At 61.2% G+C, this 20,800-nt stretch carries 21 protein-coding genes; 8 read left to right on the top strand and 13 right to left on the bottom strand.

Annotation, left to right across the window (positions count from 1 at the left end):
* The first annotated feature begins 121 nt into the window (after positions 1 to 121).
* Together ACJ8HH_RS13335 and ACJ8HH_RS13340 are read left to right on the top strand one after the other, a co-directional pair.
* Positions 122 to 670 carry a nucleotidyltransferase family protein gene (locus tag ACJ8HH_RS13335; protein ID WP_060437707.1) on the top strand — a complete coding sequence of 183 codons (549 nt, stop codon included), beginning with the start codon at positions 122 to 124 and terminating at the stop codon, positions 668 to 670.
* A 52-nt stretch (positions 671 to 722) separates the two neighbouring features.
* The gene (locus ACJ8HH_RS13340; RefSeq protein ID WP_033649835.1) at positions 723 to 1,190 is read left to right on the top strand and encodes a FlxA-like family protein; all 468 of its coding nucleotides are present in this window, start codon (positions 723 to 725) and stop codon (positions 1,188 to 1,190) included.
* A gap of 1 nt (position 1,191) precedes the next feature.
* Here the strand turns inward: ACJ8HH_RS13340 and ACJ8HH_RS13345 are convergent, their stop codons facing one another.
* A complete protein-coding gene (locus tag ACJ8HH_RS13345; RefSeq protein ID WP_060451752.1) occupies positions 1,192 to 2,112 on the bottom strand; it encodes a LysR family transcriptional regulator in 921 nt (306 codons plus the stop codon).
* Positions 2,113 to 2,208: 96 nt separating this feature from the next.
* Here ACJ8HH_RS13345 and ACJ8HH_RS13350 point away from each other — a divergent pair, with 96 nt between their 5' ends.
* The gene (locus tag ACJ8HH_RS13350) at positions 2,209 to 3,207 is read left to right on the top strand and encodes a bile acid:sodium symporter family protein (protein ID WP_048321860.1); all 999 of its coding nucleotides are present in this window, start codon (positions 2,209 to 2,211) and stop codon (positions 3,205 to 3,207) included.
* Between the two features lie 26 nt (positions 3,208 to 3,233).
* On the opposite strand, the gene ACJ8HH_RS13355 is transcribed toward ACJ8HH_RS13350, so the two are convergent.
* The 3 genes from ACJ8HH_RS13355 to zipA form a co-directional block, all read right to left on the bottom strand.
* On the bottom strand, positions 3,234 to 3,449 hold the full coding sequence (locus tag ACJ8HH_RS13355) for a DUF3820 family protein (protein ID WP_004936441.1): 216 nt from the start codon (positions 3,447 to 3,449) through the stop codon (positions 3,234 to 3,236).
* Positions 3,449 to 5,470, bottom strand: a complete 2,022-nt coding sequence (ligA, locus tag ACJ8HH_RS13360; protein ID WP_033654989.1) for an NAD-dependent DNA ligase LigA — start codon at positions 5,468 to 5,470, stop codon at positions 3,449 to 3,451. Before ligA ends, ACJ8HH_RS13355 begins: the two co-directional genes overlap by 1 nt.
* A 79-nt stretch (positions 5,471 to 5,549) precedes the next feature.
* Entirely contained in the window at positions 5,550 to 6,566 is a 1,017-nt protein-coding gene (gene zipA / locus ACJ8HH_RS13365) for a cell division protein ZipA (protein WP_033649840.1), read from the bottom strand.
* A gap of 221 nt (positions 6,567 to 6,787) precedes the next feature.
* Between zipA and cysZ the strand changes: the two genes are divergently transcribed.
* The 5 genes from cysZ (at position 6,788) to crr (ending at position 11,689) form a co-directional block, all read left to right on the top strand.
* Complete coding sequence (cysZ, locus tag ACJ8HH_RS13370) at positions 6,788 to 7,546, top strand: sulfate transporter CysZ (protein WP_033635453.1); 759 nt, start codon at positions 6,788 to 6,790, stop codon at positions 7,544 to 7,546.
* Positions 7,547 to 7,731: 185 nt separating this feature from the next.
* Positions 7,732 to 8,700, top strand: a complete 969-nt coding sequence (gene cysK / locus ACJ8HH_RS13375; RefSeq protein WP_033635454.1) for a cysteine synthase A — start codon at positions 7,732 to 7,734, stop codon at positions 8,698 to 8,700.
* A 398-nt stretch (positions 8,701 to 9,098) separates the two neighbouring features.
* Positions 9,099 to 9,356 (top strand): phosphocarrier protein Hpr, encoded by a 258-nt coding sequence (ptsH, locus tag ACJ8HH_RS13380; protein WP_033635455.1) that lies wholly within the window; start codon positions 9,099 to 9,101, stop codon positions 9,354 to 9,356.
* Between the two features lie 46 nt (positions 9,357 to 9,402).
* Complete coding sequence (gene ptsI, locus ACJ8HH_RS13385) at positions 9,403 to 11,130, top strand: phosphoenolpyruvate-protein phosphotransferase PtsI (RefSeq protein ID WP_015378671.1); 1,728 nt, start codon at positions 9,403 to 9,405, stop codon at positions 11,128 to 11,130.
* Positions 11,131 to 11,179: 49 nt separating this feature from the next.
* Complete coding sequence (gene crr / locus ACJ8HH_RS13390) at positions 11,180 to 11,689, top strand: PTS glucose transporter subunit IIA (protein ID WP_004936467.1); 510 nt, start codon at positions 11,180 to 11,182, stop codon at positions 11,687 to 11,689.
* A gap of 75 nt (positions 11,690 to 11,764) precedes the next feature.
* On the opposite strand, the gene ACJ8HH_RS13395 is transcribed toward crr, so the two are convergent.
* From ACJ8HH_RS13395 to ACJ8HH_RS13435, 9 genes are all read right to left on the bottom strand, one after another.
* A complete protein-coding gene (locus ACJ8HH_RS13395; RefSeq protein WP_041036181.1) occupies positions 11,765 to 13,090 on the bottom strand; it encodes an ATP-binding protein in 1,326 nt (441 codons plus the stop codon).
* A gap of 6 nt (positions 13,091 to 13,096) precedes the next feature.
* Complete coding sequence (locus ACJ8HH_RS13400; RefSeq protein WP_033635459.1) at positions 13,097 to 13,777, bottom strand: response regulator transcription factor; 681 nt, start codon at positions 13,775 to 13,777, stop codon at positions 13,097 to 13,099.
* 257 nt (positions 13,778 to 14,034) lie between these two features.
* A complete protein-coding gene (gene cysM / locus ACJ8HH_RS13405; protein ID WP_048322112.1) occupies positions 14,035 to 14,916 on the bottom strand; it encodes a cysteine synthase CysM in 882 nt (293 codons plus the stop codon).
* A gap of 81 nt (positions 14,917 to 14,997) precedes the next feature.
* Positions 14,998 to 16,086, bottom strand: a complete 1,089-nt coding sequence (gene cysA, locus ACJ8HH_RS13410) for a sulfate/thiosulfate ABC transporter ATP-binding protein CysA (protein WP_033635460.1) — start codon at positions 16,084 to 16,086, stop codon at positions 14,998 to 15,000.
* Entirely contained in the window at positions 16,076 to 16,951 is an 876-nt protein-coding gene (cysW, locus tag ACJ8HH_RS13415) for a sulfate/thiosulfate ABC transporter permease CysW (RefSeq protein ID WP_033635461.1), read from the bottom strand. Before cysW ends, cysA begins: the two co-directional genes overlap by 11 nt.
* Positions 16,951 to 17,790 (bottom strand): sulfate/thiosulfate ABC transporter permease CysT, encoded by an 840-nt coding sequence (cysT, locus tag ACJ8HH_RS13420; RefSeq protein WP_019453852.1) that lies wholly within the window; start codon positions 17,788 to 17,790, stop codon positions 16,951 to 16,953. The genes cysW and cysT overlap by 1 nt, the downstream gene beginning before the upstream one ends.
* Positions 17,791 to 18,813 (bottom strand): sulfate ABC transporter substrate-binding protein, encoded by a 1,023-nt coding sequence (locus tag ACJ8HH_RS13425; protein WP_033635463.1) that lies wholly within the window; start codon positions 18,811 to 18,813, stop codon positions 17,791 to 17,793.
* A 200-nt stretch (positions 18,814 to 19,013) separates the two neighbouring features.
* Positions 19,014 to 19,913: a Dyp-type peroxidase gene (locus tag ACJ8HH_RS13430; protein ID WP_033649846.1), complete on the bottom strand. Its 900-nt coding sequence runs from the start codon at positions 19,911 to 19,913 to the stop codon at positions 19,014 to 19,016.
* Positions 19,914 to 20,095: 182 nt separating this feature from the next.
* Positions 20,096 to 20,683, bottom strand: a complete 588-nt coding sequence (locus ACJ8HH_RS13435) for an RpoE-regulated lipoprotein (RefSeq protein WP_033649847.1) — start codon at positions 20,681 to 20,683, stop codon at positions 20,096 to 20,098.
* Positions 20,684 to 20,800: the final 117 nt, after the last annotated feature.

Raw genomic sequence — 20,800 nt, forward strand, 5'->3', positions numbered from 1 at the left:
TGCACCAAGTGTAGTCAGTGAGAGAAGAAAATTAATTTGCCTGCGATCGCCGTCATCGCGCTTCCCGCCATTTCACCCGCCGCCGCTTCGGGTTACAGTAGCCGCGAAAACAGGAGGGGTGATGGATCCGCAACGGCAAATTATCGACTGGCTGCAACAAGATGACGCGCGCATGGCCGCCCTGCGCACCGTGCGCCGGCTCGGCCTGAATGACTGGTGCCTCGGCGCCGGCTTCGTACGCAATCTGGTGTGGGATCGGCGCCACGGCTATGTGGAGCCCACGCCGCTCAACGATATCGACGTGATCCACTTCGATGCGGAGCGTGCGGACGCCGAGCGCGATCGCATGCTGGAGGCGCGGCTGCAGCAATGGCTGCCGCAGCCGTGGTCGGTCAAGAATCAGGCGCGCATGCATCTGCGCGGCGGCCGGGCGCCTTACCGCAACAGCGAAGAGGCCATCAGCTTCTGGACCGAAGTGGAAACGGCGATCGGCGCGCGCCTGAACGCCGACGACAGCCTCACGCTGGTGGCTCCCTTCGGGCTCGCGGCGCTGTTCGGCGACACCATCACCTTCAACGTGAAAAACGGCGATCGCGCTGCCTATGCCCAGCGGGTGCTCGACAAAGGCTGGCTGCAGCGCTGGCCGCACCTGCGGCAGGTAAAGATTTAGCCGCCGCTGCCGATACCCTGAACAGCGATATACCGACTCAGGGAGAGCATCCATGTCGACCAGCATCACCATGATCGTACCGATCAAAAATACCGTTCCCGGCGTCAGCAACGTCTTCAGCGCGCCGGGCCATCAGGGCGAATTGCTGATGGCCAAACCGGTCAACAACCAGCCGGAAGGCGGCAAGGCGAAGAAAAGCGAAGGCGCCAACGGCAATGACGAACCGGCAAATCTCAACGAAAGCCGCGCCTCGGCACGCATCAAGGCGCTGAACCGGCAGATTCAGGCTCTGCAGCAAAAGCTGGTGGAGCTGAAGGACTCCAGCGCCGATCCCAAAGAGATCGAGAAGCAGAAACAGCTGATCGAAGCGCAGATCAAGATGCTGCAGGCCGAGATCGCGCGCATCCAGAAAGAAGAAATGGAAAAGCAGCAGCAGGAGCAAATGGAAAAAGCCGCGGCGCAAGCCGGCGACGGCGTAAACCGCCCGACGCCGCTCAACGCGGTGGACGTCTATATCTGAGTCAATATTCCGCGTTTTCCTGCCGGCGCTGGTGCAGCAGCGCCGCCTGCTGACGCGCGACCTGCCAGATGGCCTCCGCCGCCGGCGTCAGCGAGCGATTTTTACGCCGCACCAGCATCAGCGCGCGATTGATCTCCGGCACCAGCCGCCGCACCCGGAGCCGCCCCCCTTCCGGCAGCGGCAGCGCCAACGCCGGGAAGATGCTGATGCCAATCCCTTCCGCCGCCATCGGGAACAGCGTGGCCGGATGGCCGATTTCCTGCACCACCTGCGCCTCGACGCCCTGCTGCCTCAGCGCGCTGTCGATCAACGGCCGGCTGCCCGACGCGTAATCCTGCAACACCAGGCGGCAGCCGTTTAACGCCGACCAACGCACCTCTTGCTGCGCAGCAAACGGGTGGTCGTCGCGGCACAGCAGCAGGAACGGTTCATGCAGCACCGCTTCGCACTCCAGATCCACCGCCTGCACCGGATCGACCACGATGCCGAAATCCACCTCGGCGTTGCGCACGCTGTGCAGTACCTGCTGCTGCGCCTGATCGCGCAGCATGATGCGGATCTCCGGGTATTCGCGTTCGCCGGCGGCGATGCACTGCGGCATCAGATGGGCGGAAATGGTCTGGCTGGTCGCCACCCGCACCGTGCCGCTGCGCTGTACGCCAAAGCTGCGCGCATCCAGCAACGCGGCCTGCAGTTCGTCCAGCAGCCTTTCGACCCGGTTGGCCAGCCGCAGGCCGGCGTCGGTCAACACCACTTCACGCGTAGTGCGATCCAGCAGGCGCACGCCGACCTCCGCCTCCAGCTCTTTCACGCTGTGGCTGACCGCCGATTGCGTCAGGCCGATCGCCTCGCCGGCGCGGCTGAAGCTGCCGTGGCGGGTGACAGCGACGAACACCCGCAGCTGTTTGAGTGAGTAATTCATGTGTTATATTCATAGATGAATTAAATAAATCAATTTAATTATTATATGCCCACGCGGGAGAATAGCCCCATCGATTTTCTACCCGAGCGCATCGCCATGAGATTCCTGCCCGATCGTTTTACCCTGACGCTGATCGCCACCGTGCTACTGGCGTCGTTCCTGCCGGCACGCGGCGAGTTCGTCGGCTGGCTCAACGCCCTGACCATCGCCGCTATCGCCCTGCTGTTCTTCATGCACGGCGCCAAGCTGTCGCGCGAGGCCATCCTGGCCGGCAGCAATAACTGGCGGCTGCATCTGTGGGTGATGTTCAGCACCTTCATCATTTTTCCGGCGCTGGGGATGCTGTTCGCCTGGTGGGCGCCGATCGACGTCAGCCCCGAGCTGTACGCCGGTTTCATCTACCTGTGCATTCTGCCCGCCACCGTGCAGTCGGCCATCGCCTTCACCTCGCTGGCGGGCGGCAACGTGGCGGCGGCGGTGTGCAGCGCCTCCGCCTCCAGCCTGCTGGGGATCTTCGTGTCGCCGCTGCTGGTCGGCCTGCTGATGAACGTGCACGGCGATACCGGCAGCCTGCGGCAGGTGGGCTCGATCGTGCTGCAGCTGCTAGTGCCGTTCGTCGCCGGCCACCTGCTGCGGCCGCTGATCGGCGGCTGGATCGAGCGTCATCGCCCGCTGATCGGCAAAACCGACCAGACCTCGATTCTGCTGGTGGTGTACGCCGCCTTCAGCGAGGCGGTCACACACGGCATCTGGCATCAGGTGGGGATCGGTTCGCTGGCGTTTATCGTCGGCGGCAGCATCGTGCTGCTGACGATCGTGCTGGTGGTGAACACCTATATGGCGCGCTGGCTGGGATTCAGCAAGGCGGACGAGATCACCATCGTGTTCTGCGGTTCGAAGAAAAGCCTGGCAAACGGCATTCCGATGGCCAATATCCTGTTCCCGGCGGCGACGGTGGGGATCATGGTGCTGCCGCTGATGGTGTTCCATCAGGTGCAGCTGATGACCTGTGCGGTGCTGGCGAAAAGGTATCAGCGCAAGCAGCGGGCGCAACAGGCGGTACCCAACGCCAACGCGCAGGCGTCGCGCGGGTAAAAAAAGACGGGCCGGGGCCCGTCAGTTCAACTTTTCTTCAGCGGCTTGACCAGGTGGTCAAGCCCTTCGATTTTAATCGCCAGCGTCATCTCCATCAGCATGCCGAGCTTGCCTTTGGGGAATTCGCCCTTGCGGGCGAACCACAGCAGGTACTCTTCGGGCAGATCGATCAGCACCCGCCCCTGGTACTTGCCGAACGGCATCACGGTATTGGCGATCTCCAGCAGGTTTTCCTTTTCCATCAGTCACCCAGCAGGCGGATCATCTCCGCTTCGTCGATCACGGCGATACCCAGCTCCTGCGCCTTCGCCAGCTTGGAACCGGCCGCTTCGCCGGCGATCACCAAATCGGTTTTCTTCGACACGCTGCCGCTGACCTTGGCGCCCAGCGCCGTCAGGCGATCTTTGGCCTCGTCGCGCGACAGCTGGCTCAGCGAGCCGGTCAGCACCACGGTTTTGCCGGCGAACGGGCTGTCTATCTCTTCGGCGACCACCACCACCGGTGCCGGCCAGTGAATGCCGATCTCGGCGCCCACCAGCTCGTTGATCACCTGCTGATTGAGCGCTTCATCAAGGAAATTGCGGGTGTGTTTGGCCACCACTTCGCCGACGTCCGGCACCTCTTTCAGCGCCTCGATATCGGCGGCGAACAGCTTCTCGAGCGATCCGAAATGCGCCGCCAGATTGGCGGCGGTCGCTTCGCCGACCTCGCGAATGCCCAGCGCATACAGGAAACGGGCGAAGGTGGTCTGCTTGGATTTCTCCAGCGCATTGACCAGATTCTGCGCCGATTTCGGCCCCATGCGATCCAGGCCGGTCAGAATGCCGGCGGACAAGCGGAACAGATCGGCCGGATTCTTCACGTACTCTTTGTCCACCAGCTGCTCGATGATCTTGTCGCCCATGCCTTCAACGTCCAGCGCGCGGCGGGAAACGAAGTGCTTCAACGCCTCTTTGCGCTGCGCGCCGCAGATAAGACCACCGGTGCAGCGCGCTACCGCCTCGCCTTCCACGCGCTCAACGTCGGAGCCGCACACCGGGCAGTGCAGCGGGAACACCACTTCGCGCGCATCCTGTGGCCGGCGGTCTTCCAGCACCCCCACCACCTGCGGGATCACGTCGCCGGCGCGGCGCACGATCACCGTATCGCCGATGCGCAGCCCCAAACGCTCAATTTCATCGGCGTTGTGCAAGGTGGCGTTGCTGACGGTCACCCCGGCCACCAGCACCGGCTCAAGGCGCGCCACCGGCGTAATCGCGCCGGTGCGGCCAACCTGAAACTCCACTTCGCGCACTACGGTGATCTGCTCCTGCGCCGGGAATTTGAACGCCGTCGCCCAGCGCGGCGCACGCGCCACGAAGCCCAGCGTTTCCTGCAGATCGATGTCGTCAATCTTGATCACCACGCCGTCGATGTCGAAACCGAGCTGCGCGCGGTCCTGCTCGACCTGGCGATAAAACGCCAGCACTTCCTCGCTGCCGGTGCGGCGCTGGGCGCGATCGCTGACTGGCAGGCCCCAGGCCTTGAACTGCATCAGGCGCTCAAAGTGGCTGCGCGGCAGTTCGCCGCCTTCCAGCAGGCCGACGCCGTAGCAGAAGAAGGTCAGCGGGCGTTTGGCGGTAATGCGCGGATCGAGTTGGCGCAGCGAGCCGGCGGCGGCGTTGCGCGGGTTGGCGAACACCTTGCCGTCTTTGCGCCGGGCTTCTTCGTTCATCTGTTCAAAACCGGCCTGCGGCATGAACACTTCCCCGCGCACTTCCAGCCGGCGCGGGATGTTGTCGCCGGTCAGGCGCAGCGGAATGGCGCGAATGGTGCGCACGTTGGAGGTGATGTTTTCGCCGGTGGTGCCGTCGCCGCGCGTCGCCGCGCGCACCAGCTCACCGTCTTCGTACAGCAGGCTGACCGCCAGGCCGTCCAGCTTCAGCTCGCAGCAGAAGGTCAGCGGATCGCTGCTTTTGAGCCTGTCCTGCACGCGCTTGTAAAACGCCAGGAAGCTTTCTTCGTCGAACACGTTGTCCAGCGACAGCATCGGCACTTCGTGGCGCACCTGGTCAAACGCCGCCAGCGGTGCGGCACCCACGCGCTGGGTCGGCGAATCGGCGGTGATCAACGCCGGATGCGCGCTCTCCAGCTCGCGCAGTTCGCGCATCAGGCGGTCATATTCCGCATCCGGCACTTCCGGCGCATCCAGCACATGATACTGGTATTCATGATGGCGCAATGTGGCTCGTAGTTGATTGATTTGTTGGATTATCGATTCCATGGCTCACCATCAAAGATAAAAAACCCCCGGCTAGCGGGGGCTTTGTTGTTACGGATGTTCTGTGCGCGCGGCAACCCGGTCAGGCGTTGTTTTCCAACACTTCACGGATGCGCGCTTTGTAGGTTTCCAGCTTCTGCGGCGTCATCATGCGGCGCTCGTCGTCCAGTACCACGCCGCCCACGTCGTCGGCGATGCGCTGTGCCGACTGCAGCATCAGCTTGAAGTTCTGATTGGCGTCGCCGTAAGACGGCACCATCATGAACATCGACACGCCCGGCGTGGAGAAGTCGGACATCATGTCAGGATCGAACGATCCCGGCTTGACCATGTTCGCCAGGCTGAACAGCACCGGGCCGCTGCCGGCCGGGCTGATATGACGGTGGAAGATGCCCATTTCGCCAAACTGGAAACCGGCCTGCAACACGCTCTGCAGCAGCACTTCGCCGCCGATCACGCCGCCCTGGTGGGCCGCGACGTGCAGCACCAGCACGGTCTCTTTCAGTTTAGCCTGAATTGGCGCAGCCGCCGGCTGCGGTGCAGGTTCCGGCGCAGGCTTCACTTCCGGCGCTGGCTGCACAGGAGCCGGCTCGGCGTGGAATGCCGGTTCCGCCCCCTGCGGCGCCTCATGTTCATGCGGCAGATCGTCGACGCGCGGCTCACGGCGCGCGGCCGGTTGCGGTTGCTGCGGTTCGGCCGGTTCTTCGTCCGGCGCGTAGTTGTTCAGCAGGATGTCATCATACTCCGGCCGCTGAGACAGCGGAGGCGGCGTCTGATGGGCAGCCGGCTGAACGGCGCGGGGCGCCGGCGCAGCCGCCGGAGCGGGCTTCGGCGCGGCCACGGGTTCTTCGCGTGCGGCATCGAAATGGCCGAATGACGGCTCGTCTTGCGGGTGAGCGGCGCGTACGCGCACCTCACCGACGCCTTCTTCAAGATCGTCGATCGGAGTTTGTTCACGTTCCTTTTGGGAACGTTTGGCTGGGCGATCGCGGAAGAGCGCTGACCGTTCTTTGCGACTGGTCCACAGACCGTGCAATAACAGCGCTATTATGGCGATCGCGCCAACAACGATTAATATCAGACGCAAATCCTGCATCATTGCTATCTCTGTTGTTCCAATACATTGCCACCGCGGCAAACATTCACTCTTTAACTCTATTTGCCCGCGCACACAAGTGCAAGTCCGTGCTGAACTTTATGCCAATAAAGATGATTATACTGCCTTTTTCTGCTGGTTTTTCAGCCAACCCTACCCTAGCCAGTGGAAAATCATCCCTATATGATAATGATGCCTGTTCAGACAACGAGATAACTTAAGATATGTCCTATACGCAGCCCCCTTCCCGTTCGACCAGCGGCATTCACTATTTCGCCGAGGGTTGGCGCCTGATTTCGCGCCCGGGGATTAAACGCTATGTGGTCCTGCCGTTGCTGGTCAACGTGCTGCTGATGGGTTCCGCTTTCTGGTGGCTGTTCAGCCAACTCGGCGACTGGATCCCGGCGATGATGAGCCACGTTCCCGACTGGCTGCAATGGTTGAGCTACCTGCTGTGGCCGCTGGCGGTCATTTCGGTGCTGTTGGTGTTCAGCTATCTGTTCAGCACCATCACCAACCTGATCGCCGCGCCGTTCTGCGGCCTGCTGGCCGAGCAGCTCGAAGGCAGCCTGACCGGCAAACCGCTGCCGGACACCGGCCTGCTCGGCATCGCCAAAGATTTGCCGCGCATCATGGCGCGCGAATGGCGCAAGTTGATGTATTACCTGCCACGCGCGCTGCTGCTGCTGGCGCTGTACTTCGTGCCCGGCATCGGCCAGACGGTGGCGCCGGTGCTGTGGTTCCTGTTCAGCGCCTGGATGCTGGCGATCCAGTATTGTGACTATCCGTTCGACAACCACAAGGTGAGCTTTGCCGACATGCGCCGCGCCTTGCGCCAGCACAAACCCGCTAACCTGCAGTTCGGCGCGCTGGTCAGCCTGTTCACCATGATCCCGATCCTCAACCTGGTGATCCTGCCGGTCGCCGTCTGCGGCGCCACCGCCATGTGGGTCGATCGCTACCGCTCACAGTTCGTCCGATAACCGCCGCTTTTTACCGCCGATAGCGCGGGAATTTTCGACAGGGCGCGCATTTCGCGCCCTTATCATTGTGCTTAAAACTTATTTCCTAATAACATATAGATATACCAATTCTTTACTTCCCTGCCGGTACTGTTAGCGTATGCTTTCGATGTTCCCCACATTTTCATAGAGTTAAAGGACGGGCTATGAGCAAGATATATGAAGACAACTCATTAACAATCGGCCATACGCCGCTGGTTCGTCTGAACCGTATCGGCAACGGACGCATTCTGGCCAAGGTTGAATCACGCAACCCGAGCTTCAGCGTCAAATGCCGCATCGGTGCCAATATGATTTGGGATGCGGAACAACGCGGCGTGTTGACCGCCGGCAAAGAGCTGGTGGAGCCGACCAGCGGCAACACCGGCATCGCGCTGGCCTTCGTTGCCGCCGCACGCGGTTACAAGCTGACGCTGACCATGCCGGAAACCATGAGCATCGAGCGCCGCAAGCTGCTCAAGGCGCTGGGTGCCAATCTGGTACTGACCGAAGGGGCGAAAGGCATGAAAGGCGCCATCGCCAAAGCGGAAGAGATCGTCGCCACCGACCCGAATCGTTACCTGATCCTGCAACAGTTCAGCAACCCGGCCAACCCGGCGATCCATGAAAAAACCACCGGCCCGGAAATCTGGGAAGACACCGACGGCGACGTCGACGTATTCATCTCCGGCGTCGGCACCGGCGGCACGCTGACCGGCGTCAGCCGCTACATCAAGAACACCAAAGGCAAGGCCATCACCACCGTGGCGGTCGAGCCGACCGACTCGCCGGTCATCAGCCAGGCGCTGGCCGGTGAAGAGCTGAAACCGGGCCCGCACAAGATCCAGGGCATCGGCGCCGGCTTCATTCCGGGCAACCTCGATCTGGATCTGGTGGATCGCGTCGAGAAAGTCTCCAACGATGAGGCCATCAGCATGGCGCGCCGCCTGATGGACGAAGAAGGCATCCTGGCGGGCATTTCCTCAGGCGCAGCGGTCGCGGCGGCGGTGAAACTGGCCGAAGAACCGGCGTTCGCCGACAAGACCATCGTGGTGATCCTGCCCTCTTCCGGCGAACGTTACCTGAGCACCGCGCTGTTCGCCGATCTGTTCACCGAGCAGGAATTGCAGCAGTAATTCCGCCACTGCACAAATCGCTAAAAAAGCACCCTGCGGGGTGCTTTTTTGTGGACTGGATCAAACTTTATAGCAGTCCAAGATTGCTTTTGCCCGCCGGCTTTAGTATTTAACGGTGCATTATTTCGATGCGCAAAATTAATCCCCCCTGAGCCCGGTCAAGGCTGAATCGATTTACTCATCTGTCGCCGACGCGGCGAATCGGGCATAATGGGGAGCGGATTGGAACGACGTCTAAAGCCGAGTTTTTTGATCTGAAGTGCCTAACGCGTCGTTTTCTGTTGCATCAACGTTCGCCCCTGTCCATAGTCAGGCGCTATAACCAGACAAGCTAAAGTCAGGCCCCTGGGCTAAACTTTAGCTCCACAACATTAATCCAATAAGTTGGGGAAACATCAATGTTCCAGCAAGAAGTTACTATTACCGCTCCGAATGGTCTGCATACTCGCCCTGCCGCTCAGTTCGTTAAAGAAGCCAAAGGCTTCGCGTCTGACATCACCGTGACCTCCAACGGCAAAAGCGCCAGCGCTAAAAGCCTGTTCAAACTGCAAACTCTGGGGCTGACTCAAGGGACCGTAGTGACAATCTCCGCTGAAGGTGAAGACGAGCAGAAAGCCGTTGAGCACTTGGTAAAACTGATGGCAGAGCTTGAGTAATCGGCCCGTCTTTTTAGTTAACACCAGTCAAGAGTAAGGTAGGGTTATGATTTCAGGCATTTTAGTATCACCGGGCATCGCTTTTGGTAAGGCTCTCTTGCTGAAAGAAGACGACATCGTCATCAACCGGAAGAAAATCTCTGCTGATCAAGTAGAGCAGGAAGTCTCGCGTTTTCTGGCCGGCCGCGCGAAAGCGTCCGAACAGCTGGAAGCGATCAAGACCAAAGCTGGCGAAACCTTCGGCGAAGAGAAGGAAGCTATCTTCGAAGGCCACATCATGTTGCTGGAAGACGAAGAGCTTGAGCAGGAAATCATAGCCCTAATCAAAGACGATCTGGCCTCCGCAGACGCCGCCGCCTACACCGTGATCGAAGGTCAGGCGAAAGCGCTGGAAGAGCTGGACGACGAGTACCTGAAAGAACGCGCCGCCGACGTGCGCGACATCGGTAAGCGCCTGCTGCAGAATATTCTGGGCATGCCGATCGTCGATCTGGGCTCCATTCAGGACGAAGTGATCCTGGTGGCCACCGATCTGACCCCGTCCGAGACCGCGCAGCTGAACCTGGACAAAGTACTGGGCTTCATTACCGATCTCGGCGGCCGGACTTCCCACACCTCTATCATGGCGCGCTCCCTGGAGCTGCCGGCGATCGTCGGTACCAGCGACGTGACCAAGCAGGTGAAAAACGACGACTACCTGATTCTGGATGCGGTTAACAACAAAATTTACGTTAACCCGACCGCTGACGTTATCGATCAGCTGAAAGCCGCCCAGAACCAATACATCACCGAGAAAAACGATCTGGCCAAGCTGAAGGACCTGCCGGCGATTACGCTGGACGGCCATCAGGTTGAAGTCTGCGCCAACATCGGCACCGTGCGCGACGTCGCGGGTGCAGAGCGCAACGGCGCGGAAGGCGTCGGCCTGTATCGTACCGAGTTCCTGTTCATGGACCGCGACTCGCTGCCGACCGAAGACGAGCAGTTCCAGGCTTATAAAGCCGTGGCGGAAGCCATGGGCTCGCAGGCCGTGATCGTCCGTACCATGGACATCGGCGGCGACAAAGACCTGCCGTACATGAACCTGCCGAAGGAAGAGAACCCGTTCCTCGGCTGGCGCGCCATCCGCATCGCGATGGACCGCCGTGAAATCCTGCACGCCCAGCTGCGCGCCATCCTGCGCGCCTCGGCGTTCGGCAAACTGCGCATCATGTTCCCGATGATCATCTCCGTGGAAGAAGTGCGCGATCTGAAAGGCGAAATCGAGACGCTGAAAGCGCAGCTGCGCGAAGAAGGCAAGGCGTTTGACGAGAGCATCGAAGTGGGCGTGATGGTGGAAACACCGGCTGCGGCGGTCATCGCTCACCACCTGGCGAAAGAAGTCGACTTCTTTAGTATTGGGACAAACGATCTAACCCAGTATACTCTGGCGGTAGATCGCGGCAACGAGCTGATTTCTCATCTCTATAACCCGATGTCCCCATCAGTGCTAGGCCTGATCAAACAGGTTATTGATGCATCTCACGCGGAAGGCAAGTGGACCGGCATGTGCGGCGAACTGGCTGGCGATGAGCGTGCTACACTGTTGTTATTGGGCATGGGGCTGGATGAGTTCAGCATGAGTGCGATTTCAATCCCGCGCATCAAGAAAATTATTCGTAACACGAATTTCGAAGATGTGAAGGCGTTGGCAGCGCAGGCCTTGGCACAGCCAACGGCACAAGACCTGATGAATTGCGTCAATAAATTCATCGAAGAAAAAACGCTCTGCTAAACTTCCACGACACTGGAACGCCGCCCAATTTAATGCTTAGGAGAAGATCATGGGTTTGTTCGATAAACTGAAATCTCTGGTTTCTGATGACAAGAAAGACACGGGCACTATCGAGATCGTCGCTCCCCTTTCTGGCGAAATCGTCAATATCGAAGATGTGCCGGACGTAGTGTTCGCTGAAAAAATCGTTGGCGACGGTATCGCCATCAAACCGGCCGGCAACAAAATGGTTGCTCCGGTTGACGGCACCATCGGCAAGATTTTCGAAACCAACCATGCATTCTCTATCGAATCCGACAGCGGCATTGAGCTGTTCGTCCACTTCGGCATCGATACCGTAGAACTGAAAGGCGAAGGCTTCAAACGCATCGCCGAAGAAGGCCAGCGCGTCAAGAAAGGTGACGTGGTTATCGAGTTCAACCTGCCACTGCTGGAAGAGAAAGCCAAGTCTACCCTGACGCCGGTCGTTATCTCCAACATGGACGAGATCAAAGAGCTGATCAAACTGTCCGGCAGCGTGACCGTTGGCGAAACCCCGATTATCCGCATCAAGAAGTAAGCGCGGATGAGCAAGAAAAACGGCGCCCTCGGCGCCGTTTTTTTATCCCCTTCGTCGTATCCCGATTTCGCTACGTTATGACGGCCAGCGCGGGATGCGCAGGGTAATGACAAGCCCCTCTTTATCGCCGTTGCGCGCCTCAACCTGGCCGCCGTGCGCCAGCACCACTTTGCGGGTAATCGCCAGCCCCAGGCCGTAGCCCTTGCCCGACAGCGCCGACTTCACGCGCACGAACGGATCGAAGATGCTCGACAGCTTCGCCTCCTCGACCCCCGGCCCCTGATCGCTGACCGCGATCTGAAACTGGTTATCGACGCGCGTGAGCGCCACCGTCACCCGCTGGCCGTGGCTGGAAAAGCGCAGCGCATTACGCACGATGTTGTCCACCGCTCGCCGCATCAGCTCCGCATTGCCCTTGACGGTGTACTCCACGTCCGACTCGGCCTGCAGCACGATATCCACGCCGGGCACCTGCGCCTCGTAGCGCGCATCGCTCACCACCGCATCCACCAGGCCGTACAGATCGAAATACTCCTCGTCCGGCAGGCTGCTGTGTTCGGTACGCGACAGCGCCAGCAGCTCGCCGATCATTTTGTCCAGCCGCCCCGATTCGTGTTCGATGCGCTTGAGCGAGGTTTCAACGTTGCCGGCATTCTGCCGCGCCAGGCCGATCGCCAGCTGCAGGCGCGCCAGCGGCGAACGCAGCTCGTGCGAAACGTCGTGCAACAGCTGCTCGCGGGCGCTGACCAGCAGTTCCAGCCGCTCGGCCATGGTGTCGAAATCGCGCGCCACGTCGGACAGCTCGTCATGGCGGCGCCGCATCTTCGGGAACAGCCGCACCGACAGATCGCCCTGCGCCACCCGATCCAGACCGCCGCGCAGCTGACGCATCGGCCGGGTCAGGTTCCAGGCCAGCACGGCGCTGAACAGCAAACCGCCCAGCCCGCCGACCCACAGCATCGGCGCAGGAATGTTGAAGAAGTGGGAACGCCGCTCCGGCCGATACTCTTCCCGCAACGCGCGCACGTTATAACTCAGCCAGTATCCCTGCCCTTCCCCGGTCTGCACCCAGGCAGAGATCTCTTTCGGCATCCGCCGCCCTTCAAACGCCGGCTCTTCCGGCGCGGGCGGCGGCGGTTGGGTCATCGGCGTCACGGACAGCAAACGCCTGTCGTCCTCGGGCCAGTCGCGCATCAGGGCTTCCAGCGCCGGCATGCCACCGCTGCGCAACTGGGTGGCGGCCGAGGCCAGCTGCAGGCCGATCACCCGCCGCGCCATAGCGTTCTCCGGCGGCACATAGCGATCGCCATAGAGAGAAAACGCCACCCACAGCGCCTGTGTCATGATGATGAAGGTCAGCCAAAAGCCGAGTAAAATTTTCCAGAACAGTCTTCCGCGCATGTCAGATTACCGAATGCGATAGCCGATGCTGCGCACCGTCTCGATAATGAGCTTACTGCCGGCCAACGCGCTCAGCTTCTGGCGGATATTGCTGATGTGCACGTCCACGCTGCGGTCATAGGCCTCGCGCGGGCGCCCCAGCCCCTTCTCGGACAGTTCGTCCTTCGACACCACGCGATCCGGCGCGCGCAGCAACAGCTCCAGCAGATTGAATTCCGAAGCGGTCAAATCAAACGCCTTGCCGCGCCATTCGCTGCTGCGGGTTGAAGGGTTCAGCGTCAGCTCGCCGAAGCTGATGGCGGCCTCGTCGTCCGCCTCTTGCGGCCGCTCTTCGAACCGGCGCAGCACCGCGCGCAGACGCGCCACCAGTTCGCGCGGGTAGCACGGCTTGGGCATGTAATCGTCGGCGCCCATCTCCAGGCCAATCACCCGATCGATGTTGTCGCCTTTGGCGGTCAGCATGATGATCGGCAGCCGGCTCTTTTTACGCACGTCGCGCAGCACGTCGATGCCGCTCATGTCCGGCAGCATGATATCGAGGATCATCGCGGTATAGTCGCCCGACAGCGCGCCCTCTACTCCCGCCTTGCCGGTCAGCACCAGCGTGGCGTCGAAGCCTTCGCCCGTCAGGTATTCGCTCAGCATGGTGCCAAGCTCCAGGTCATCGTCGACCAGTAAAATTTTCATGCCTTGCTCCTTCACCGATTTTCGTTATTTTCCCGCCAATTCCGCCGGCCCGCAGCCGGTTTTACTCAATCCTTACACATCGCCGTTCGCGTCTCGCCACCGTTAGTGTGGCTGCTGTCGCACGATTTCTCTACTTCTGTCAGGGCATTGGCATGCAGGCAGGCGCCAGCCGCCATGCTGGCGGGGCGGATATGCCGTCGGTCAAAAGGGAAGTGAGAGGGGGTTTCCCGGCGGAACGCGCCGCCGGGACGGAGCGCTCAGTCGAACACGCCGGTGGAGAGGTAACGGTCACCGCGATCGCAGACGATCGCCACCACGACGCTGCCGGGATGGGCCCCCGCGACGCGCAGGGCACCGGCCACCGCGCCGCCGGAGCTGACGCCGCAGAAGATGCCTTCACGCTGCGCCAGCTGGCGCATGGTCTGCTCGGCATCGCGCTGCTCGATATCCAGCACCTGATCCACCAGCTCCGGGCGGAAAATGCCCGGCAGGTAAGCGGGCGCCCAACGGCGAATGCCGGGGATGCTGCTGCCTTCAGCCGGCTGCAGGCCGATGATCTGCACCTGCGGATTCTGGCTCTTCAGGTAACCGCCTACGCCGGTAATGGTGCCGGTGGTGCCCATGCTGGAAACAAAGTGGGTGATGCGCCCTTCGGTCTGGCGCCAGATCTCCGGGCCGGTGGTGGTGAAGTGGGCGTAGGGGTTGTCGAGGTTGTTGAACTGGTCCAGCACCTTGCCCTGCCCCTGACGCTGCATCTCCAGCGCCAGATCGCGCGCCCCTTCCATTCCCTGCTCACGGCTGACCAGGATCAGCTCGGCGCCGTAGGCGCGCATCGCCGCCTGCCGCTCCAGGCTCATGTTCTCCGGCATCAGCAGCTTCAGCGTATAGCCTTTGAGCGCGGCGATCATCGCCAGCGCAATGCCGGTGTTGCCGCTGGTGGCCTCGATCAGCACGTCGCCGGGCTTGATCTCGCCGCGCAGCTCCGCCTGCTGGATCATCGCCAACGCAGCTCGATCCTTCACCGAGCCCGCCGGGTTATTGCCTTCCAGTTTGACCCATACCTCGCTGCCCGCCTGGGCGGCCAGCCGTTGCAGTTGTACCAGCGGGGTATTCCCGATGCATTGTTCGAGCGTTGTCACGATCTTTGCCTGTGTGTTGGTGTGCGTAAAGTAAAAAGGCAACCCGGGGGTTGCCTTGAATAAAAGGGCAGCTAAAACCTATCAGGCGCTTTTGGCTAACGCAACAGGTTGCAGCAGTTGATCGCCGGCATACAGCCGCGCATTGAGGCTGCCGACGTAATAACGGCCGCCGCGCACCGGGGTTGGGTTGCCTTCCGGCAACACCACGCCGATCGGCTCCTGATGCCAGCCGATTGGCTGCACCGTCAACTGCCAGAAGTGGCCACGCGGGCTGACTTCCAGCACCTGCACCGGCAGCGGGCAGCGCTCGCTGCTTTCGGTCGCCACTTCCATTTCCCACGGGCGCAGGAACAGATCGACGCTGCCCTGGTGCATCGGCTGGAACGACAGCGGCCACTGGTGCGCGCCGACGAACAGCTGGGAGCCGCGGATCTCGCCGTTCAGGCGGTTCACTTCCCCCATGAACTCCAGCACGAAGCGGCTGGCCGGTTCGCGCATGATCTCTTCCGGCGAGCCTACCTGTTCGATATTGCCCTGGCTCATCACCACGATGCGGTCGGCCACTTCCATCGCCTCTTCCTGATCGTGGGTGACGAACACGCTGGTGAACTTCAGCTCTTCGTGCAGCTGACGCAGCCAGCGGCGCAGCTCTTTGCGCACCTGCGCATCCAGCGCGCCGAACGGTTCGTCCAGCAGCAGAATTTGCGGTTCCACCGCCAGGGCGCGCGCCAACGCCACGCGCTGTTTCTGGCCGCCGGACAGCTGCGACGGATAGCGGTTGGCCAGGTGGGCCAGCTGCACCATTTCCAGCAGCTGGGTGACTTTCTGTTTGATCGCCGCGGCGTTCGGCCGCTCGCGACGCGGCAGCACGGTCAGGCCGAAGGCGATGTTGTCGAACACCGTCATATGGCGGAACAGCGCATAGTGCTGAAATACGAAGCCCACGCGCCTGTCGCGCGCGTGCATGTGGCTGACGTCGGTGCCGTGGAAGCCCAGCTTGCCGCCGCTCTGGCTTTCCAGCCCGGCGATAATGCGCAGCAGCGTGGTCTTGCCGGAACCGGACGGCCCGAGCAGCGCCACCATCTCGCCGGAAGCAATATCGAGCGAGATATCGTTCAATACCTTGGTGCGACCGAAGTACTTGTTGATGCCGTTAATCTCAATGCTCATGATTTTCCTCCCGCTCGAGACGCGCGTTTTGACGTTCCAGACGCCACTGCAGCGCGCTCTTCAAAAATAGGGTAACGATCGCCATCAGGGTCAACAGCGCGGCGGCGGTAAAGGAGCCGACGGTGTTGTAATCCTGCTGCAACAGCTCGACCTGCAGCGGCAGGCTGTAGGTTTCGCCGCGAATCGAACCGGACACCACCGACACCGCGCCGAACTCGCCGATGGCGCGCGCGTTGGTCAGCACCACGCCATACAGCAGCGCCCAGCGAATGTTGGGCAGCGTCACGCGGCGGAACATTTGCCAGCCGGACGCCCCCAGCAGAATGGCGGCCTCGTCTTCCTGGCTGCCCTGGCTGAGCATCATCGGCACCAGCTCGCGCACCACGAAGGGGCAGGTGACGAAAATGGTCACCAGCACCATGCCCGGCCAGGAGAACATGATCTGGATGTTATGCGCATCCAGCCAGCCGCCCAGCAGGCCGTTGCTGCCGTAAAACAGCAGGTAAATCAGCCCCGCCACCACCGGTGAAACGGCGAACGGGATATCGATCAGCGTCAGCAGCAGCTGGCGGCCGGGGAAAGTGAAGCGCGTCACCAGCCACGCCAGCAACGTGCCGAACACCAGGTTGAACGGCACGGTGATCAGCGCGATCAACACCGTCAGCCAAATGGCGTGCAGCATGTCCGGATCGAGCAAGTTGCTCCACATCGCTCCGAATCCTTTGGAAAAGGCCTCGGCGAAAATCGATATCATCGGCACCACCAGCAGCAGCACCGAGAACAGCGCGCCGATGGCGATCAGCGTCCACTTGCCCCAGTTGACGCGCGGGCGCTCGGCGCCGTTGAAGGCGGAGACATCAGCCATCAGTGCCCTCCTCCCAAACGTCTGCCGAAGCGGCTTTGCAAGACGTTAATGCTGAACAGCAGCAGCAGCGACGCCGCCAGGATCACCGAGGCGATGGCGCTGGCCGCCGGATAATCGAACTCCTGTAAACGCACAAAAATCATCAGCGAGGTCACTTCCGTCTTCCAGGCGATGTTGCCGGCGATGAAAATCACCGCGCCGAACTCGCCCAGGCTGCGGGTAAAGGAGATGGCGGTGCCGGCCAACAATGCCGGCGCCACCTCAGGCAATACCACGCGGCGGAAGCTCTGCCAGCGCGTGGCGCCCAGCGTCTCGGCCGCCTCTTCGTATTCCGGCCCCAGCTCTTCCAGAACCGGCTGCACGGTGCGCACCACAAACGGCAGGCTGGTGAACGCCATCGCTACCGCGATCCCAAGCCAGGTAAAGGTGACCTTGATGTCGAAGTGCGCCAGCCACTGACCGTACCAGCCGGTGGTGGAAAACAGCCCCGCCAGCGTCAGGCCGGCCACCGCGGTCGGCAGCGCGAACGGCAGATCGATCAGGCCGTCCAGCAGCGAGCGGCCGGGAAAACGGTAGCGCGTCAGGATCCAGGCCATCAGCATGCCGAACACCGCGTTGAACAGGCTGGCGACGCCGGCCGCCAGCAGCGTCACTTTATACGCCGCCACCACCTGCGGGTTGGAAATCACTTCCCAGTATTGCGCCAGGCTCATCTGCGCCAGCTGCATCACCAGCGCGGTGAGCGGCAGCAGCAGGATCAAACAGGTATAAAACAGGCTGCTGCCGAGGCTGAGGCCAAATCCGGGCAGCACCCGCTTACTGGACGACAACGCCAACATTTACTTGCGCCCTGCCGCTAACAGCTGATCCAGCTCGCCGCCGGTGGCGAAGTGGGTTTTCATCACCTGCGGCCAGCCGCCGAATTGATCTTCCACGCGGAACAGTTGGGTGTCCGGGAATTGCCCCTTCGCCGCCGCCATCGCTTTCTGGTCATACACGCGATAGTAGAAACTGGTGATCACCTGCTGCGCCGCCGGGCTGTAGAGATAGTTCAGATAGGCTTTGGCCGCCTGTTCGGTGCCGTTGCGCTCGACGTTTTTGTCGATCCAGGCCACCGGGAACTCCGCCAGAATATCGACCGGCGGCACGATCACTTCGTACTTGTCTTCACCGTATTGCTTGCGGATGTTGTTCACTTCGGACTCGAAGCTGATCAGCACGTCGCCCAAGCCGCGCTCGACGAAGGTGGTGGTCGCGCCGCGACCGCCGGTATCGAACACCAGCACGTTTTTCAGGAAGCGGGTCATGAAGGCGCGGGTCTTGGCCGCGTCGTTGCCGTCGGCCTGGCTGGCGGCGCCCCAGGCGGCCAGATAGGTGTAACGGCCGTTGCCGGAGGTTTTCGGGTTCGGGAACACCAGCTTCACGTCGTCGCGCACCAGATCGTTCCAGGTATGGATGCCCTTCGGGTTGTCCTTGCGCACCAGAAACGCCATGGTGGAATAGAACGGCGAACTGTTGTTCGGCAGACGCGCCTGCCAGTCCGCCGGGATCAGCTGCCCGCGATCGTGCAGGATTTGCACGTCGGTGACCTGGTTGTACGTCACCACGTCGGCGCGCAAACCCTGCAGGATCGCCAGCGCCTGCTTCGACGAGCCGGCATGCGATTGTTTGATGGTCAGCTTATCGTTCGGATGCTGTTGATTCCACTGCTGTTCAAAGCCGGGATTCAGCGCGACGAACAATTCACGGGAAACGTCATAAGAGCTGTTCAGCAATTCCGCCGCCGACGCGGCGCCGCTCGCCAACAGCGCAGCCGCCAGCCAACCTTTCAGCACGAGATTTTTAACCCGGTTTTGTTTCATTCTGCACCTTATCACTGAGTCATTCCTTCAGGCTTTCGCCTTATTGACGACCAGTGTATTTATAACTCGGTGCGGAGCTGTAACGCTTTTATATACCGTTTAGTGATTTACAAGCATCAAACGCTATAAGGCAGGGAATGCGAGGCGTTTTGGGGCGGGGAAACGGACCGAAGCCGGGCGAGCCGGCTTCAGCAACGGCGTCAAAGTGACAGCAGGCGCGTCAGCGATGGCGCGAAGTAGTAGCTGCCGGTCACCGCACGGCTGAAACGCAGCATCGCGTCGCGTTTGCCGTCCAGATCGCCGAACATGCTCAGCAGCTGCTGCTCAATATTGTGCAGGCGTGCGCAATAGGCGATGAAGAACAGGCCATGCTTGCCGCTGGCGGTGCCGTAAGGCAGGCTCTGGCGCAGAATTTTCAGGCCTTTGCCGTTCTCTTTCAGATCGACGCGGCTGACGTGCGAGGTATCCGGGCGCTGATCGGCCGGCAGCTCTTCGCTGTCGTGCTTGGTGCGGCCGATGATCTGCTCCTGCTGTTCGGTGGTAAAGCGCTGCCACTGGCGCAGGTTGTGCTCGTAGCGCTGCACCAGCACGTAGCTGCCGCCTGCGTCCTCTTCGCCTTCGGCGATCGTCGCCACTGCCGGGCGCTGCTCGCCCTGTGGATTTTCGGTGCCGTCGATGAAGCCGCTCAAATCGCGCTCTTCCACCCAGCGGAAACCGTGGGTTTCTTCTTCAATCTTGATGGCGTTGCCAAACGCCGCCAGCGCGGCCTGCGCCAGCGTGAAGTTGACGTCATGACGCAGCGACTGGATGTGGATCAGCATATCGCGCTGGGTGGCCGGCGCCAGCCCTTTGCCGAGCGGCGTGAACGGCTTCAGCTCTTGCGCGCCCTGGCCGCTGGAGAGATCGTGCCAAACGTCGTAGCCGAAAGCGATCACCGCGCCGAGGCGCGCATCGGGGAACTGCTGCTGCAGCTCGCTCAGCGTCTGACAAAACTGCTTGCAGCCCTGGCGCAAGTCGGCGAATTCGCCCTGTACGCTGGCTTCCATAAAAATGGCGAAACGGCAGTGCTCCAGCAGAATGCCGCTCTGAACCTGTGTCATGTTGTTATCCTCAATACCAGAATCCGGCAACAGGTAAGGTATGGCGGTTGACGCGCGGGTTCCCTGTTACAAACGCGCGCTATCATACCGCAAGCACGGGCGATTGCCTTGCAGCAGCGCAAAGAAAATAGGGGTAATGGCTTGAAAAGACAGGCGCCGCGAACCGACGCCCGTTGAACGCGTTACTGCTGCGGCTTGGCGTGCCAGATGATTTTGCTGACCGTCCAGCTTTTCAGGGTGTCGTCCGGCGGGATGATATCCTGCGCCCCGGCCCACTTGCCGCTGAAGATGTAGGTGACGTACTTGCTCTGCTCCGCCACGCACTCCACTTTACCGGCGTCTTCGCCGCTGCCCGGTTTACAGGAACCGAACGCCTTGCTGTACATGTCGCCGAACGGCGTGCCGAGCTTGTTGCCCCACTCCGTCGCCACTTGCGGATCCAGCACGTCTACCCGCTGCAGGTGCCCTTTCGGTTCGCCGGTGATCACCAGCTTCACCTCGTCGCCGGACAGCGCCTGGTAATAAGAGACGATCTGGCCGTTGCTGGTCGCCATGCCGCCGCGCAGGCGGTAGTTGCCGTCCAGCCCGTCGTTGATGGCGCTTTCCGACATCGGCGTGCCGGCGTTGAGCTTGCCGACGCCCTTGGCGCCGACCTCCAGGTTGCTGCCGAACCAGTTGAACGGCGACAGGCTGGACCAGGAAAAATTGGACATGCTCGAACAGCCGGTCAGTAACAGCGGAAGCCCTAACAGCAGGGGGCGAATATTCATCTCTAGCTCCTTAAACATCAATGGCACGGGGCGGTAACCCGCCCCCGCCGCACTCGGCATTTTGCTGCGTGCCAGCCTCTCACAACGGCCCGCACTACGCCAACGGTTGCCAGCTTG

The sequence above is a fragment of the Serratia sp. CY32780 genome (assembly GCF_052169135.1).
Classification (GTDB): domain Bacteria; phylum Pseudomonadota; class Gammaproteobacteria; order Enterobacterales; family Enterobacteriaceae; genus Serratia; species Serratia sarumanii.